The 16,811-nt window shown below is 66.2% G+C and carries 14 protein-coding genes; 3 read left to right on the top strand and 11 right to left on the bottom strand.

The window, feature by feature from the left end:
• Nucleotides 1-55 precede the first annotated feature (55 nt).
• From pcaH to NKF27_RS02055, 9 genes are all read right to left on the bottom strand, one after another.
• The gene (gene pcaH / locus NKF27_RS02095; RefSeq protein WP_253555162.1) at nucleotides 56-793 is read right to left on the bottom strand and encodes a protocatechuate 3,4-dioxygenase subunit beta; all 738 of its coding nucleotides are present in this window, start codon (nucleotides 791-793) and stop codon (nucleotides 56-58) included.
• A 214-nt stretch (nucleotides 794-1,007) separates the two neighbouring features.
• Nucleotides 1,008-1,988, bottom strand: a complete 981-nt coding sequence (gene pcaQ / locus NKF27_RS02090) for a pca operon transcription factor PcaQ (protein ID WP_253555161.1) — start codon at nucleotides 1,986-1,988, stop codon at nucleotides 1,008-1,010.
• Nucleotides 1,989-2,016: 28 nt separating this feature from the next.
• On the bottom strand, nucleotides 2,017-2,454 hold the full coding sequence (locus tag NKF27_RS02085) for a hypothetical protein (protein WP_045991427.1): 438 nt from the start codon (nucleotides 2,452-2,454) through the stop codon (nucleotides 2,017-2,019).
• A gap of 456 nt (nucleotides 2,455-2,910) precedes the next feature.
• Nucleotides 2,911-3,738 carry a 3-keto-5-aminohexanoate cleavage protein gene (locus NKF27_RS02080; protein ID WP_253555160.1) on the bottom strand — a complete coding sequence of 276 codons (828 nt, stop codon included), beginning with the start codon at nucleotides 3,736-3,738 and terminating at the stop codon, nucleotides 2,911-2,913.
• A 373-nt stretch (nucleotides 3,739-4,111) separates the two neighbouring features.
• The gene (locus tag NKF27_RS02075) at nucleotides 4,112-5,290 is read right to left on the bottom strand and encodes an alpha/beta fold hydrolase (protein WP_253555159.1); all 1,179 of its coding nucleotides are present in this window, start codon (nucleotides 5,288-5,290) and stop codon (nucleotides 4,112-4,114) included.
• 18 nt (nucleotides 5,291-5,308) lie between these two features.
• Nucleotides 5,309-6,514, bottom strand: coding sequence for a 3-oxoadipyl-CoA thiolase (gene pcaF, locus NKF27_RS02070; RefSeq protein WP_045991425.1), 1,206 nt, complete (start codon nucleotides 6,512-6,514; stop codon nucleotides 5,309-5,311).
• 72 nt (nucleotides 6,515-6,586) lie between these two features.
• Nucleotides 6,587-7,354, bottom strand: coding sequence for a CoA-transferase subunit beta (locus NKF27_RS02065; RefSeq protein WP_331281207.1), 768 nt, complete (start codon nucleotides 7,352-7,354; stop codon nucleotides 6,587-6,589).
• 8 nt (nucleotides 7,355-7,362) lie between these two features.
• Complete coding sequence (locus NKF27_RS02060) at nucleotides 7,363-8,184, bottom strand: CoA transferase subunit A (protein WP_253555158.1); 822 nt, start codon at nucleotides 8,182-8,184, stop codon at nucleotides 7,363-7,365.
• 183 nt (nucleotides 8,185-8,367) lie between these two features.
• Nucleotides 8,368-9,756 carry an adenylosuccinate lyase family protein gene (locus tag NKF27_RS02055; RefSeq protein WP_253555157.1) on the bottom strand — a complete coding sequence of 463 codons (1,389 nt, stop codon included), beginning with the start codon at nucleotides 9,754-9,756 and terminating at the stop codon, nucleotides 8,368-8,370.
• 357 nt (nucleotides 9,757-10,113) lie between these two features.
• Here NKF27_RS02055 and NKF27_RS02050 point away from each other — a divergent pair, with 357 nt between their 5' ends.
• The 3 genes from NKF27_RS02050 to NKF27_RS02040 all read left to right on the top strand — a co-directional run bounded on the left by NKF27_RS02050 (nucleotide 10,114) and on the right by NKF27_RS02040 (nucleotide 13,032).
• On the top strand, nucleotides 10,114-10,905 hold the full coding sequence (locus tag NKF27_RS02050) for an IclR family transcriptional regulator C-terminal domain-containing protein (protein ID WP_108448464.1): 792 nt from the start codon (nucleotides 10,114-10,116) through the stop codon (nucleotides 10,903-10,905).
• Nucleotides 10,906-10,973: 68 nt separating this feature from the next.
• Nucleotides 10,974-11,945 carry an AEC family transporter gene (locus NKF27_RS02045; protein WP_253555156.1) on the top strand — a complete coding sequence of 324 codons (972 nt, stop codon included), beginning with the start codon at nucleotides 10,974-10,976 and terminating at the stop codon, nucleotides 11,943-11,945.
• Nucleotides 11,946-12,108: 163 nt separating this feature from the next.
• The gene (locus NKF27_RS02040; protein ID WP_253555155.1) at nucleotides 12,109-13,032 is read left to right on the top strand and encodes a DMT family transporter; all 924 of its coding nucleotides are present in this window, start codon (nucleotides 12,109-12,111) and stop codon (nucleotides 13,030-13,032) included.
• A gap of 21 nt (nucleotides 13,033-13,053) precedes the next feature.
• On the opposite strand, the gene aroQ is transcribed toward NKF27_RS02040, so the two are convergent.
• Both aroQ and glnE read right to left on the bottom strand, forming a co-directional pair.
• A complete protein-coding gene (aroQ, locus tag NKF27_RS02035; RefSeq protein WP_108131164.1) occupies nucleotides 13,054-13,494 on the bottom strand; it encodes a type II 3-dehydroquinate dehydratase in 441 nt (146 codons plus the stop codon).
• A gap of 261 nt (nucleotides 13,495-13,755) precedes the next feature.
• Nucleotides 13,756-16,731, bottom strand: a complete 2,976-nt coding sequence (gene glnE / locus NKF27_RS02030; protein ID WP_253555154.1) for a bifunctional [glutamate--ammonia ligase]-adenylyl-L-tyrosine phosphorylase/[glutamate--ammonia-ligase] adenylyltransferase — start codon at nucleotides 16,729-16,731, stop codon at nucleotides 13,756-13,758.
• Nucleotides 16,732-16,811: the final 80 nt, after the last annotated feature.

The raw sequence follows: 16,811 nt of genomic DNA, 5'->3' as shown, positions 1-16,811 counted from the left end.
CCTCGCTGCCGTGGGCCGACTCGGGCACCACGGCACCTGTTGTTCCTGTTCTTGTTCACTGATTCTCGAAATAGGTCTGCAGTTCGCCACGCACCACCAGGTCGAAGCGGTAGGCCAGGGCGTCCATGGGACGCGAGCGGGCCATGTCGAGTCGACCGATCATGGTGCCCACGGCCTCCTCGTCCTTCAGGGTCTGGACGATGGGGCAGATCGGAATCAGTGGGTCCCCCTCGAAGTACATCTGGGTGATCAACCGGGTGGAGATGGCCGGGCCCATGACGCTCACATGAATGTGCGCCGGGCGCCAGGTGTTGATGCCATTGGGCCAGGGATAGGGACCGGGTTTGATGGTGCGGAAGTGGTACCAGCCATCGTCGTTGGTGAGGCAGCGCCCGACGCCGCCGAAGTTGGGGTCCAGCGGGGCCAGATAGCTGTCCTTCTTGTGGCGATAGCGGCCACCGGCATTGGCCTGCCACATCTCCACCAGAGTCTGCGGCACCGGCTTGCCGAACTGGTCGACGACCCGGCCGAACATGATCACCCGCTCCCCCACCGGCAGACCGGGGCTATCGGCATCGCGGAAGTTCAACAGCAGGTCGTTGTCATGGGGTCCCATGCGCAGGCGGCTAAACTCGGGGCCGGTGAGTTCCGACACGCTGGGGGTCTGCAGGCTGACCAGCGCCTGGGAGGGCGAACGCGGCACCGAGGTCTTGTAGCCGGGGGTGTAGGCGGCGGGGTGCCACTGGCGATCCCGCTCGACGAAGCGACGATTGAGGTTCCGATTGAGGGTCATGGGGGAAGAGGTCCTGGCGTGATTGTTGGTTGTTCACACGCGCCTCGAGACACGAGGCGATGATTGCAGTGTGACTAGCCACACCCGGGCTGCCAATTGAGACCTTGGCCGGCCATCATAACCCAGGGGTTATGATGATCGGATCGCGGGGCGTCGGATCGCAGGAACGAGTACGTCCTGGCCTGCTGCTTCGCCCCCAGATATTTCGGCGCCGCTACTGGGGTCTTGCCGCGGCGGTCTGGCGCAGCGACTCGGCGAAGCCTTCCAGCGCCAGGCTGGGGCTCAGAGAGGTGTTGGTACACAGCCCTACCGAGCCACCCTGGTGCTCGAAGGACAGTGCCAGCTCGACCAGCTGGCCGCTTTCCAGATCCTCGGCCACCGCCTCGAAGGGCGCCACCCAGATGGCATCGGTGTCCAGTGTGAAGCGCCGGCTGACCGGCAGCGACAGGGTCTCCAGACAGGGCGCGGGCAAACTGATGGCGTGACGCACACAGAAGCTGTCGACCCGCTGACGCAAGGTAGTCTGAGGGGGAGGCACGGCCCAGGGGTAGTCGCTCAGGACCTCGGGAGGACAGGGCGAGACGGTGGCCAGCGGATGCCCCTGGCGCACCACCAGCCGCAGCGATTCGTAGTAGAGATGTTCGAAGGCCAGGTCACGAATCTCGCGGGCTTCGGTCATACGCCCCACCACCACGTCGAGCTCACCCAGCGCCAGCCGCGACAGCAGAAAGGCGCTGGCGCCGGTGGTCACGGTCACGCTGGTCTCCAGGCCCAGCGGCGAGGCCTGGAAGTGCTGAATCGCCGCCGGCAGCAGCCGCGATTCCACCGTCGACAGCGCCCCGACCCTGAGCCAACGCTGCCCACCATGGCCGTCCGCCAGCGCCACCACGCCCTCTTCCAGGGCGCGCAGCGCAGGCCCCGCGTGGCGCAACAGGGTGAGTCCCGCCTGGGTCAGACTGACGCCCTGGGCGCTACGCTCGAACAGGCTGGCGCCAACGATCTCCTCGAGTTCACGGATGGCCTTGGAGATGCCCGGCTGGGTGATCGCCAGGGCGTCGGCGGCACGGGCGAAGCTGCGGCTGCGCGACACCTCGAGGAAGGCGTTGAGATGGCGCAGCTTGATACGATGATTGAGCATGGTGGCCTGCGATCTGGCGGCGTGACGGGTGTCCAGCGTGGCACCGTGGCGTGGCACCTCGTCAGCCTCCACCACGCCGACAGCGCTAGCGACAGGCCGCCAGCACGCGCTCGATGGGCTCGTCGGCGCCACTCAGCGGGAAGCGTGAGGGACGGGTATCCTGGGGAGTGACCACCGCCACGTTGCCGCCTTGCAGGGTCTTGGTCAAGCCGAGGGGAGACGGGGCGAACCACACGCCGTCGTGGGGGGAGTGGCGTGACTCCAGGCGATACCCGATGCCGTCCACCAGCACCTCCAGCGGCTTGCGCCGATCGGCGCCCATCTGGGAGGCATAACCGGCCACCGATACCATGGGCACACCGTTCCAGCACACCAGTGCCAGAGAATGACCGCTGCCATCATCGACTCGCGCCGCCGGGGCGTCGCCGAACATCTGGTGGGCCTGGGTGTAGCGCCACTCTGCCGACGCCGTATTCGCCATCAGGGTGCCGAGCAGTATCGCCACAAACGTCTTGAACCACATCAATAGTTGACCTCTTGCTGCCGAAACGGGCATGCATCGGGCACTCCCTGCCTGACGGAATCCTCTCCTTCTCCTTTTGCCAAGTCTAGCAACTGACCGAGGATCCACGAATGGAGCAGCAGGGTTGCCCTGCCACCCATGGCATGGCAAGTCACCAACGGCCAGGAAGCCTTGCTGCCTGCCTGGAGGATTCTGTGCTCCGTGAGTCAGCTATTTACCACTCTTTTACCCCAAGCGGCAAACCATGTCCCTCATGCCGATGATTCGCCGCTTCCCCAGCCCAGCTCCTTGGCAAGGGCCGGCGCATGCCCTTCAGGGAGCCTGAGCCCCCGATACAGGCGCTTCTCGATCAGCAGCAGACGAACCGATGGGGTAGCAGCCCAGACGGCCATCGCCAGCTATGGCGGATGTTCCAGTCCGAGAGCCAGCCTTCCATAGGCTGAAGATGCCTCCCGATCATTCAGTCAGGTCGAGTATCCTGCGGGCCTGCTGCCAGGTGGCCACCGGCCGCTCGTACTTCTCGCACAGGGTCACGACGCGCTCGACCAGGGCCGCATTGGAGGGAGCCAGGGTATGACGATCGAGGCGCACGTTGTCCTCGAGCCCGGTGCGGGTATGCCCGCCCGCAGCGATCGACCACTCGTTGAGCAGGGCCTGGTTGGACCCGATCCCGGCGCCGCACCACTGGGCGTCCGGTGCGAGCCGATTCAGCGTTTCGACGTAGAAGTCGAGGGTGGGCTTGTCCACCGGCATGGCGTTCTTGACGCCCATGACGAACTGGACGTAAAGCGGCCCCTTGAGCTTGCCTTGTTTCGACAGCGCCACCGCCTGATGGATATGCGACAGGTCGAACGCTTCGATCTCGGGCTTGACGTCGTACTTGAGCATTTCGTCGGCGAGCCACTCCACCAGCTGGGGCGGATTCTCGTAGACGCGGTTGGGGAAGTTATTGGAGCCCACCGAGAGGCTTGCCATGTCGGGCTTGAGGCGTAGCATGCCGCCGCGCGCCTCTCCGGCCCCGGAGCGACCGCCGGTGGAAAGCTGGATGATCATGCCCGGGCAATGGGTCTTCAGGCCTTCCATCAGCCTGGCAAACTTCTCCGGATCCGACGTGGGCGACTGATCGTCGTTACGCACGTGACAATGGGCGATGGCGGCTCCCGCCTCGAAGGCCGCCTGGGTGCTTTCGACTTGCTCTTCGATGGTCACGGGAATGGCCGGATTATGCTCCTTGCGGCCCACGCTGCCAGTGATGGCGACACAGATAATACAGGGAGTAGACATGTGTCCTCTCTTGTTATCGAAACACAAAAAAGATGGGAAAAACCAAGACGAGCAGCCCCACGACGGGCAGGCGACATTGGTCCCGAACTCATCCTTGAAGTGGCGGTGGGCCTGCAAGTGGAGCGAGATGCCGCAGGCGAATAGTGGCAGGCTCGAAGGCGATGCCAGGTACCGGGGTCCTACTGACGATAGGTCTGCCGATGCGGACCGCCGAACTGACGTCCGCACCGTTTCACGACGGCATCAGGCACGCTCGCGCCGGGGATGCTGACGCCGGAACAAGGAGCCGCCAGACACAGGCCGACATCACCAGACATGGGGCTCCCCGTCACCTTCATTCAGTGGCTTCCATCAAACGTATGACGACGAACCTTCAGGGCTCGACCGTCCCCCAACCCAGCTCCTTGGCAAGGGCAAAGGCATGATTGGCCGCCGGCACGCCGGCATAGATGGCCACGTGCATCAGCACCTGACGCAGCTCCGCCTCGCTGAGGCCGATACGCTGGGCGGTCTTCAGGTGCAGGGTCAGCTCCTCGCGCCCCAGGGCGGCGAGAATGCCGGTGGTGATCATGCTGCGCTCGCGTCTCGTCAGGTCGTCGTTGGACCACAGCTCGCCCCAGGCCAGCCGTGTGATCATCTGCTGAAACGGAGTATCCAGGCTGTTGGCATTGAGGGTGGAGCGGGCCACGTGCTCCTCGCCCAGCACCTGCTTGCGGGTCGCAAGGCCAGTGGAATAGTCGACGCCCTCCGCGCCCACATCTCCCAGGTCCACCGCCATCACCGCCAGCAGTTTCTCGGCGAATCGGCTTGGCGCCTCTACCGAAGGCACGTGACCGACGCCCTCGAGCACCTCGAGCGGGGCGCCGTCGCACTCGGCCGCCAGGGCCTCCAGGGTGGCCGGTGGCGTCGCCAGGTCCTCGCTGCCACCGAACAGCTGCACCTTGACGCCCTTGCCGGAGAGCTTGCCGGTGAAGGTATCTCGCCCCAGCATTTCGCAGAGCAGCGCGTAAGACTCGTCGTCACCGCGCCCCATCTGGGTGCACCAGCCCGCCTTGAGGGCCGGCTCGGCGTCGAAGCAGGCGGGAGCGAACCAGCGCGGCACGATCTCGCCGGACATCGCCGCCAGGCCCTCGCGCCGCACACGCTCGGCCCTGGTGGTCCATAGCTCGCTGGTGCCGATCACCGCCCCGGTGTTGGTCAGGGCGGCGGAGAGCAGGCGCTCGCCGTGCTCGCTGATCAGCTGCTGCCCCACCACGCCACCGATGGAGGTACCGACGAAGTGGAAGCGGCCTGCGCCGGCGTGGTCGGCCAGGACGATGGCTTCCTTCGCCAGTTCGGCCGGAGTGATCGGCCCGTCGCCCCAGGCCTGGCTGGCGCCGTGACCGGGCAGGTCCCAGGTCAACACCCGGTAGCGTGGCAGCAGCGCCGGCAGGACGTCGTCCCACACCGCCTGGCTCATGCCCAGCGGATGCGCCAGCACCACCAGAGGATTGGCCTCGGCGCCGAGCAGGCGATACGCGACACTGCGTCCTTCGATATTCAGAAATGCCATGACCTCTCTCCTGTTCCTCTATACCCGTTCGATCAGGGTGGCGATGCCCTGCCCCACGCCCACACACATGGTGCACAAGGCGTAGCGTTTGCCGCTCCTGTTGAGCTCGTGGGCGGCGGTCATCAACAGGCGCGCCCCGGACATGCCGAGCGGATGGCCCAGGGCGATGGCCCCGCCGTTGGGGTTGACCCGGGGGTCATCGTCGGCGACGCCGAGGTCGCGCAGACAGGCCAGGGCCTGGGCGGCGAAGGCTTCGTTGAGCTCGATCACGTCGATCTCATCGATCGTAACGCCGCTGCGCTCGAGCAGCCGGCGCACCGCCGGGACCGGGCCATAGCCCATGATGCGCGGCTCCACCCCGCCGGTGGCCATGCCGACGATACGCGCCATCGGCACCAGGCCATGGCGCTCCACCGCCGCCTGGCTTGCGACCAGCATGGCACAGGCGCCGTCGTTGACCCCGGAGGCGTTGCCGGCGGTGACACTGCCATTGTCCTTGAAGGGGGTCGGCAGGGCGGCCAGCTTCTCCAGGGTGGTGCCGGCGCGAGGATGCTCGTCGATGTCGAACACCAGCGGCTCCTGCTTGCGCCGGGGGATCTCGATGGGGGTGATTTCCTCGGCGAAGCGACCTTCCTGCTGGGCCTGGGCAGCCTTTTGCTGGGAGCGCACGGCGAAGGCGTCCTGATCGGCGCGGGAGATGTCGAACTGTTCGGCCACGTTCTCGGCGGTCTCGGGCATCGAGTGGGTATCGTGAAGCTTCTTCATCAGCGGGTTGACGAAGCGCCAGCCGATGGTGGTGTCCTCGATCTGCTGCCCCCGTGAAAAGGCGCCTTCCGCCTTGCCCATGACGTAAGGCGCCCGGGACATCGACTCCACCCCGCCGGCCAGGGCCAGATCCATCTCGCCGGCCTTGATCGCGCGCATGGCGGTGCCTACCGCATCCATGCCGGAACCGCACAGACGATTCATGGTAGTACCGGGCACCGAGGTCGGCAGGCCCGCCAGCAGCGCCGACATGCGCGCCACGTTGCGGTTGTCCTCGCCGGCCTGGTTGGCACAGCCCATGAAGACCTCTTCGATGGCGCCGGGATCAAGCTCTGGCGCCTGGGCCAGCACCGCCTTGAAGATGTCGGCGGCCAGGTCGTCGGGACGCACGCTTGCCAGGGTGCCACCGAAGCGCCCGATGGCGCTGCGACGGGGATGACAGAGAAAGACGTCGGTCATGTCGGACTCCTTGAGCACCCCGCGCACTGGCGCAGGGTGTGTCGGGGAAGGGGGAAGATGCGGGAGGGCGGGTTACTGGCCGCTGTGGGCACGATCGGTGCGCGCCTTCAGCTCACGCAGCACCTCGAGCTCGTGGGCACTGGGGACCGGCGTGGTCTCGAGTTCGGCGGCGAAACGAATGTCCCAGCCGGTGGCCTCCTGGACCTGCTCGCGCGTCACGCCGGGATGCAGCGAGACCACCGTCAGTTCACGATCCTCCGGGTCCGGCTTCATCACGCACAGGTCACTGATCACGCGGGTCGGCCCCTTGCCGATATTGGGTACACCGTCGCGTCCCTTGCCGTCGCGACCAAAGCCCAGGGTGGTGATGAAATCGACGTCACGCACGAAGGCCCGCGGCGAGTGCTTCAGGGTGATGAACACTTCACCGGCGTTGGTGGCGATCTCCGGCGCCCCGCCGCCGCCGGGCAAGCGTACCTTGGGTGCGGTGTAGTCGCCGATCAGGGTGGTGTTGAGGTTGGCGTAGCGATCGATCTGGGCGGTGCCCAGAAAGCCCACACTGACCTTGCCGCCCTGCAGCCAGTAGCGAAACATCTCCGGCACCGACACCGTGGTCAGCGCCGACTCGCACAGCTCGCCATCGCCGATCGACAGCGGCAGCACGTCCGGCCTGGTCTGCAGGGTGCCGGATTCGTAGATCAGCACCACCTCGGGGGCATGGGTCAGTCGCGCCAGGTTGGCGGCCTCGGACGGCAGGCCGATACCGACGAAACAGGTCATGCCGTTTTCCAGCGCCCGGGCGGCGGTGACCGTCATCATCTCGCTGGCGCTGTAGTCGATTGCGGTGCTCATCGGGCGTCCTCCGCGGTATTCATGATGTTGTCGTCGATCCAGCGGGTGAAGGCGTCACGGTCGCGGGCGATGGCGTCCCACTCCTTGTAGAAGCGGTTGTCACGCGGGTAGTAGCCGTGGGCGTAGGACGGCAGCGAGCCCTTTTCGGCCACGGAGATGGCGTCGATGGCCCAGCTTGGAATCACGCAGGCGTTGGGGTGGGTGTCCAGGTCATCGACGATCTCCTCGACGGTGACGATGGCGCGGCTGGCTGCCAGCACCGCTTCCTTCTGCACCCCGATGATCCCCTCGACCAGCACATTGCCGGCACGGTCGGCCTTCTGGGCGTGAACGATGGAGACGTCCGGGCGCACCGAGGGCACCGCCGCCAGGCGCTCGCCGGTGAAGGGGCACTCGATGAACTTGATCTGGTCATTGACGTTGGGCAGCTCGCTGCCGACGTAGCCGCGCAGCACCGCCAGCGGCAATCCGGCGGCGCCAGCCTCGAAGGCGCAGGCCATGGCGGCGTGGCTGTGCTCGAGAATCTCGACCTTGTGGGGCCAGCCCTTTTCCACCGCATCACGCAGGCGATGGAGCGAGCCGACGCCAGGGTTGCCCCCCCAGGAAAAGATCACCTTCTTCACGCAGCCGGCACCGATCAACTGGTCGTAGACCAGGTCCGGGGTCATCCGGATCAGGGTGAGGTCGCGCCTACGCTGGCGAATGACCTCATGCCCGGCGGCGAAAGGAATCAGGTGGGTAAAGCCTTCCATGGCGACGGTGGCGCCGTCATGGACGTAGCGCCTTACCGCTTCGTCAAGACTCAGGATCTCGGCCATGTGGGTTGCCTCTGTTAACGATGAACCAATGCGGTGGACAGAACAGCCATGTTCGCTATGTGAACGTAGGTTTGTTATACGAACAAGTTACTGTTGATCGACAGGGCCGTCAAACGCAAAAAGGGCGGGAACGGCATACGCCGCTCCCGCCCCTTCACGTCCTTCTACCAATCAATCAACGTGTTAGCGTTGCTCCAGCCACTCCCTGGCCTTGCTGACCTGTTGTCGACTGCTACCAATGTATAACGCCGGATCGGTGGCGGCCTTGAGCTGCTCGACACTGATATCGGGGGGCTGCCGGGGAGTCTCACTGCTCTGCTCTGCGGTGGATGGCTCGCCCGCCTCCGCCTTCAGCACTCCGTGCAAGACCTCGTGATAAGGACGCCCCTGGCGGCGCGCGGTCTCGGCAGCCTCGGCCGCCAGCGCCTTGGCCCTGTCGCTGCCGAGGTGGGGTGTCAGCAGGCGCGCCACCGGCTCGGCCATGATCGCGCCGCCGGTCAACGCCAGGTTGGCGGCCATGCGCTCAGGATGTACTTCGAGTCCTTCCAGCAGGGTTGCCGCCTGCTCCAGCGCCCCTTCCACCAGCAGCACCGATTCGCTGAGCGGTGCCCACTCGGCGTGCCACTCGCCGAGGCCCCGTTCCAGCGGCTGAGCCACGGCACCGATGATCACCGTGGTGTGGCCGTGCACCCGACGCGACGCGCCGCGAATCAGGGCGCAGTGTACCGGATTGCGCTTGTGCGGCATCGACGACGATTCGCCCATGCCAGGGGCGCTCGGCTCGCTGACTTCGCCAACCTCGGTCTGGGTCAGCAGGGCGACGTCCAGCGCCAGGCTCTCCAGCGCCCCGGCGACGGCGTCCAGGGCGGTCTGCAAGGCATGGATCGGCTGGCGGTCGGTATGCCAGGGCAGTACCGGGCAGGACAGGCCAAGCTCCTCGGCCAAGGCCTGCATCAGCTCGAGCCCCTGTTCCCCACAGCCCGAGTGCACCCCCACTGCACCGCCGAACTGCACCGGCAGTCCTTCGGCGGCGATATCCCCAAGCCGGCGTCGCGCGCGCTCGAGCCCGATGCCCCACTGGGCCGCCTTGACCCCAAAGGTCATCGGCAGCGCTTGCTGCATCAGGGTACGGCCGACCATGGGCGTCTGCTCGTGGTCACGCATCAGCGCGAGAACCGCGTTGCGACAGCGCTCGAGCAGGCCATCCAGGCTCGCCAGGCGCGGCGTCAGCAGGTGCATCAGCGCCGAATCCACCACATCCTGGCTGGTCGCCCCCTGGTGCCAGCACGCCTTGAGCTCGTCCGGCAACGCCGCTCGCCCGGCCTTGACGAAGGGGATCGCCGCGTTGCCGCCGCTGGCGATACCCCGGGCGATGGCCGCGGTGTCAAAGTCATGATGCTCAAGCGCCGCCGCCATGCGCCCGGCGCTGCCCGCTGGCAGTGCGCCGACACCTTCCTGGACGCGCGCCAGGGCGAGTTCGAAGGCCAGCATCGAGGCCACCAGGTCATCGTCGCGACAGGCTTCCAGGGCACTCTGGCTCATGAATGGATGGCTCAGCAGGGCGTCGGACATGGCAAGGTTCCTCTTCTTCTGGGGGAGCGAATGGGGCGTATCGACCGGGGCGAGTTCAAGGGGATAGCAGCGAGGAGGCAACGACAAGGACATGCGATGGCGACAGCATGGCCGCTCCACCAATAGTCGCACAGGTGTTCGCACCTCGAACAAGCATGCTAGATTATCGACAACACGGGAGCAAACCGTCGCCCACAGAAGACGAATGTCTTCTCGCCGCCATGACATCGGGGGCCGTATCCGGACGCTGCCCTGCTATCATCGTCGCTCGGGCTGTACAACGCTCTCACGTCGTGGCGCTCGATCACTGCAACACTAGATCTTAGTGACACTCGAATCTGAAAAAAGGACACCTCGATGGATACGGCACCGGCCGACGCCGCCCTGAGCCCGGATGACCGCGACTTCGTCACTGCCCTGGCCAGCGGCCTCGACGTCATTCTGGCCTTCGACGAGGCCCACCCTCGGATGACCTTGAGTGAGGTGGCGACGCGCACCGGCATGAACCGTGCCCGCGCCAGACGCTTTCTGCTGACGCTGCATGCCCTGGGCTATGTGCGCAAGGACCATCGCCACTTCGAGCTGGCGCCGCGGGTGCTCAAGCTCGGCTACGCCTTCCTGTCCGCCAACAATTATCAGCACCTGATCCAGCAGGTGCTCGAGGACATCACCACCGAAAGCGGCGAATCCTCTTCTCTTGGCGTACTCGACGGCGATGAGGTCACCTATGTGGCGCGCTCGGCGTCGCGCCAGCGGCTGATGGCAATCACCCTGTCGGTGGGCACGCGGCTGCCCGCCGCCTACACCTCGATGGGGCGCATGCTGCTGGCACAGAAGACCGACGACGAACTGGATGCCTTTATCGAGCGCACCACCCTCGAGCGCTTCACCGACAAGACGATCACCGACAAGGCTGAGCTCAAGCGCGCCATCCTCCAGGCTCGTCAGCAGGGCTATGCCATCGTCGATCAGGAGCTGGATTCTGGGCTGCGTTCGTTGGCAGTACCCGCCTTCGACGCCAACGGCGAGCTGATCGGTGCGATCAATATCAGCACCAATGCCGCCAGAATCGACCACGACACCTTGCTTGAGCGCTACCTGCCGCTGCTCCAGGGCAAGGCTCGCCAGATTCGTGCCAACGTGAGCTGATCGTCCTTGTCTGAGCGCACCGGGGACAGGCGCATATGGGGAAGTATGACAATGGCAGGGAGGCCTGAATGCTAGCGATACTCTCCATCACCACACCGATCTTTCTGCTGATCGGCGTCGGCTTTCTGGCCCGGCGCTGGAACCTGGTATCGCCGGTGCAGCTCTCCGGTGTCGCCAACTTCGTGCTGTACGCCGCGCTGCCGGCACTGATCCTCGGCGCCCTGACCCGCAACTCGCTTGGCGAAGTGATCAGCCTGCCGCTGCTGGCAGCCTACGCCCTGGGTTCCGTGGCCACCTTCGTCGCCTGCCTTTGGCTGCCGCGCAATCGCCAAAAGAAGTCCCCCACCGAGCGGGCCATCCAGGCCCTTGGCATGTCCGCCTCCAACAGCGGCTTTGTCGCCTACCCGATCGCTGCCCTGGCGCTGGGTCAGGCGGCGGCGGGCATCATCATGGTCCACACCATGATGGTCGAAATCCTGCTGGTGATTCCCGGCGCCCTGGTACTGGCCGAGGTCGGTCAGCAGCGCGACACCCGCGCCGGTGATGCCCTGCGCCAGACCCTGACCAGGCTTGTCCGCAACCCGATCCTGATCTCGCTGAGCCTGGGGCTGGCACTGGCGGCACTGGGAATACGCCTGCCGGCGACGCTGGATCGCACCATCGAGCTGCTGGCCGGCGCCGCCGGGCCCGCTGCGCTGTTCGTCATCGGCGGCACCCTGTACGGCCTCAAGATCCGCGGCATGGTCAAGGACATGGGCCAGATCATGCTCGGCAAGCTGGTCCTCCACCCGCTGCTGGTGCTGGGCATGCTGCTGGCCTTCCAGGCTGTCCTGGCGCCCTTGCCCCCCCTGATCTTCGCCGGCGCCATGATCTTCGCCGCCTGCCCGATGATCAGCATCTACCCGCTGATCGCCCAGCGCTTCGGCATGGAGGGCGTGGGTGCCGCCGCCCTGATGGCAAGCACGCTGTCGAGCTTCGTGACCCTTAGCGTCGTCCTGTGGGCGCTGTCACATACCGGCCTGATGCCGCTGCTTGGCTGAACCTGTTGCGCTGCCGACGAGTGACACTGGCCTGATGCCCAATCCTGGCTGACTCGCTGGCGACCGACTGCTGGCTCACGTACCATGAACGGCATCATTTAGCTTGCTACTTTTTTGTCGGCGCAGAATGTCGCCGTCCCGCTTCGACCGCCAACGGCCCGCCATGTCCACACCTTCATCGACACCAGACGCTACGCCCCTGACGCCGCCACAGGCCCTCAACCGCGACCGACCGATGAAGGGCATCGCCTTCATGCTGGCGGCGGGGCTCCTGTTCTGCATGCTCGACACCGGGGTCAAGACTCTGGCCCAGGACTATTCGCCGGTGCAGGTGGTTTGGGCGCGCTACGTTGGCCATATGCTGGTGCTGACCGGCTACCTGGTCTATCTGGGACGTGGGCCGGGCATGGCCATGCTCAAGACGTCATCCCTGGGCGGCCAGTTCGTTCGTGGCCTGCTGCTGCTGGGGGCCAGCACCTTCGCCTACCTGGCCTTTCGCACCCTGCCGATCCTGCAGGTCTACGTCATCAACTTCAGCTCGCCGCTGCTGGTGACCCTGCTGGCGATTCCGCTACTCAAGGAGCGGGTCGGCTGGCGCCAGTGGCTGGCGATCCTGGTGGGCTTCGGTGGGGTGGTGATCTGCGTGGGGCCGGTGGACTGGCGCGCCAACCCGGCCATTCTTCTGCCGTTCGGCCTGACCGCCTGTTTCGCGCTCTACCAGCTGTCCACCCGACGCTTCGGGCGCGAGGATCATCCTCTCACTTCGCTGTTCTACGCGGGCCTTGCCGGCGCGCTGGTCAGCTCGGCGGTGGTTCCGGCCTTCTGGACCCCGGTGGCACTGGGAGATCTGCCGCTGTTTGTCTTCGTCGGCCTGATGGGCGCAGCCAGTCAGCTCACGCTGATCCTGGCCATGCGCTATGCACCGGCGTCGCTGGTCTCGCCCTTTCTGTACCTGCAGATCGTCTGGGCGGCGCTGTTCGGCTTCGTCTTCTTCGGCGATGTGCCGCGCCCGGAGACCTGGATCGGCGCGGCGCTGATCAGCGCCGCCGGAATCACCCTGGCGCTGACTCGGGGGCGCGATCGCTGAACCGGCGTCACCCCTTTCCGATCAGCCCTTCCTGATCACTGCATCCAGGGCGGCGTGGTAGCCCTGACTGCCGAGCCCGGCGATGACGCCATCGGCACGCAGCGAGACGTAGGAGTGGTGGCGGAAGCTCTCGCGCTTGTGCACGTTGGAAAGGTGCACCTCGATCACCGTGCCGTCGAAGGCGTTCAGGGCATCGAGGATCGCCACCGAGGTGTGGGTATAGGCCGCAGGGTTGATGATGATGGCGACGGTGCCATCGAGACGTGCGGCATGGATGGCGTCGATCAGCTCACCTTCGTGATTGCTCTGGCGACTGGCGAGCTCCCAGCCTTCAAGCACGGCGTGCTCGCGCAGCGCGTTGTCGATATCGGCCAGGGTCTCGTGGCCGTAGATCTCGGGCTCTCGGGTACCCAGCAGATTGAGGTTGGGGCCGTGCAGGACCAGTACCTTGCCACTCATCAAGGATTCTCCTTCAACAGTTCACGCCGTGGGGGGCAAAAAAGAGAGACGGCCTGCTCGTTGGCGGCACGCTTTCGCTCATCCTCACAGAACTGCTTGAAGGCGTCCACGCCCAGGACCACGAACCGGCTGGCGCGAACAGGCAGCGAGGTGCGACGCTTGAATCCACGGTCATGTCGCTTCACCAGGTGTTTGCCCTGTTGCCCTGGCGTGCCTAGCCCTCTTGCGGTGTGCCACTCGAGCGGGGCTGGACCCCGCCGTCATTCACCCCTGTTCAGGCTCGAGCCAGGCTTTCCAGGCGTCGATGATGGCTCGGCGGTGGTCCTTGAACGCCTCGACGTCGCCGCGGGCGCTTTCCCGCGTCAGGGCGGCGCGGTGGTTGGCGCTGCGCGCGGCCAGGTAGGCGTCGCGCAGCGCCTGGGCCTCGTCGGCCTCGAGATGGTCGGTCTCCTCCAGGGTCTCGAGGATGCGCATGTTGTCGCTGAAGCGCATCAGCTCCGGCGTCTGGTGGGATAGCGCCAGCACCGCGTACTGGCACAGGAACTCGATGTCGACCATGCCGCCGGGATCGTGCTTGAGGTCGAAGGTATCGGCGGAGCCCTTCGAGCCCAGGTGATCGCGCATCTTGTGGCGCATCTTGACCACCTCCTCGCGCAGCGCCTCGCGATCGCGCTCGCGGCCGAGGATCTCCCGGCGCACCTCTTCGAAGCCTTCGGCCAGGGTCGCGTCGCCGGCCACCACCCGGGAGCGCACCAGCGCCTGATGCTCCCAGGTCCAGGCCTGCTCGCGCTGGTACTCGGCGAAGGCCTTGAGCGGACTGACCAGCAGGCCGGAGTTGCCCGAGGGGCGCAGCCGCATGTCGACCTCGTAGAGCGAACCGGCCGGCGTCACCGCCGACAGCAGGTGGATGATGCGCTGGCCCAGCCGGGTGAAGAACACAGTGTTGTCGATCACGCGCTTGCCATCGGTCTCGCCCTGGGAGGCGCAGTCGTGCAGGAACACCAGGTCGAGATCCGAGCCGTAGCCAAGCTCGATGCCGCCAAGCTTGCCGTAGCCGACGATCAGAAACTCCGGCGCTTTGCCGGCGCGCTCGCCGTCCTTGCCCAGTGGATAGCCGTGCTTGCGGGTCAGGGTCTTCCAGGCCATGGCCAGCACGGCGTCGAGGATCACCTCGGCGATGTAGGTGAGATAGTCGCTGACCTTCATCAGATGGCGGGTGCCGGCGATGTCCGAGGCCGCCACGTGCAGCACCTGGGCGTGCTTGAACACCCGCAGTGCCTCGAGCTGGGCTTCCTCGTCGTCCTCGGGAATCCGTGCCAGGGTCTGGCGCAGCTCGTCGGCCAGGCGTTCCTTGTCCGCCGGGGTGTAGAGGGTATCCGGAGTCAGCAGCTCGTCGAGCAGGATCGGGTAGCGGGCGATCTGTTCGGCGATCCAGGGACTCGCGCCGCACAGTTTCATCAGGTGGCCCAGGGCGTCGGGGTTCTCGCGCAACAGCGCCAGGTAGGCGGTACGCCTGAGCACCGCCTCGATCAGCGGCAGCACCCGCTCGAGCGCCGCATCCGGGGCCTCGCTCTCGGCCACCGCGTCCAGCAGCAGCGGCATCAGTGCATCGAGGCGCTCGTAGCCCACCCGCTGCATGGCCTGCACCTGGCGTGACCCGGCCAGTCCCTTGATTCGCTTGAGTGCGGTGGCGGCATCGTCGAAGCCGGCGTCCTGCAGTGTCGCCTGGGCCTCGTCGTCGTCCGGCTCGCCGCGCCATAGCTGGCGCCAGGTATCGAGACTGGCGCCCTCGTCGACGCCATCTTCCTCGACCTCGTCCTCGGGGTCGCTGATGACCGCGTCGAAGTGCTTGCGCACCCGCCCACGCACTTCGTCCAGGCGCGCCATCAGCGCCGGCCAGCCCTGGGCGTTCATGGCCAGCGCCACCCGCTCGCGGTCGAGGTCGTCGTCGGGCAGCGCCTGGGTCTGGCGGTCCTCGAGGGCCTGGATGGCGTGCTCCAGGTCGCGCAGAAAGGCGTAGTCCGGCAGCAGTTCGTCGATCACTTCCTGGGGCAGCAGGCCCAACTCCGGCAGCCGCTGCATGGCGGTCTTCAGCGAGGTTACCTGCAGCTCCGTATCCCGCCCGCCGCGGATCAGCTGAAACGCCTGAACGATGAACTCCACCTCGCGGATGCCGCCGGGCCCCAGCTTGATATTGCCCTGCATGCCCTTGCGACGGACCTCGCGATTGATCATCGCCTTGAGTTCGCGCAGCGACTCGATGGCGCCGAAGTCCAGGTACTTGCGGTAGACGAAGGGACGGATGCTCGACAACAGCTCATAGCCGGCGTCGATATCGCCGGCCACCGGGCGCGCCTTGAGCATGGCGTAGCGCTCCCACTCGCGGCCCTGATCCTGGTAGTAGCCCGCCAGTGAAGAAAAGCTGCCAACCAGGGGCCCACCGTCACCCAGCGGGCGCAGGCGCATGTCGACGCGAAAGACGAAGCCGTCGGCGGTCACCGGGTCCAGCGCCGAGATCAGCTTCTGACCGAGCTTGGTGAAGTACTCGACGTGGTCCAGCGACTTGCGCCCACCCTGGGTCTCGCCCTTCTCGGGGTAGGCGAAGATCAGATCGATGTCGGACGACAGGTTCAGCTCGCCGGCGCCCAGCTTGCCCATGCCGAGCACCACCAGGCGCTGTTCGCTGCCGTCCTCGCGCGGGGCCGGACGCCCCCAGCGGGCCTCGACAAAGCGCTCGAGCCAGCCAAGCGCCCCTTCCAGGCAGACCTCGGCCAGGCGCGACACCGCGGCACCGGTGGCCCAGGCGTCGACGCCCTCGGGACGGTTGATGTCGCGCCACACGATGGCCAGCATGCGCGCGGCACGAAAGCGCCGAATCGCCGCCTGCATGGCGGCTTCATCCTCGGCGGCCTCGAGGCCCTCGTCGAGTAGCTGCTTGAGCGCCTCGGGCGTCAAGGCACGATCCAGCTCACCGCTGGAGTCCAGGCAACCCAGCCACTGGGGATGGCGACACAGGGTCTCGCAGGCGAACTCGGAGATCGCCAGCACCCGGGCGAGCTCGACCCGGCGATGGGGCTCCAATGCCTGATAAAGCTCGCCGGGGGGCTCATTGCCGCTCATTTCGGCGACGTTGTCTGCCTGTTCGAGCCGCGAGGCAAGGCGCTCCCAGGCGGCATCCAGGGCACCGACAAGGGCGGTGGGGATGTCGTCTCGGGGCAAGAAATCCTGGCTCAGCTGCATGGCGGCTCTCCTTGTTCACTCGTCGCCCCCGTGCGCAGATCACGGCGGGCCTGGGCCTGTGCTCCTCCCCTGAGCATACT

Origin of the sequence: Halomonas sp. DN3 (genome assembly GCF_024137905.1) — a bacterium.
GTDB classification, from domain to species: Bacteria; Pseudomonadota; Gammaproteobacteria; order Pseudomonadales; family Halomonadaceae; genus Halomonas; species Halomonas litopenaei.
The sequence above is the reverse complement of the archived record's forward strand: the minus strand, read 5'-3'. Positions and strand labels throughout refer to the sequence as shown.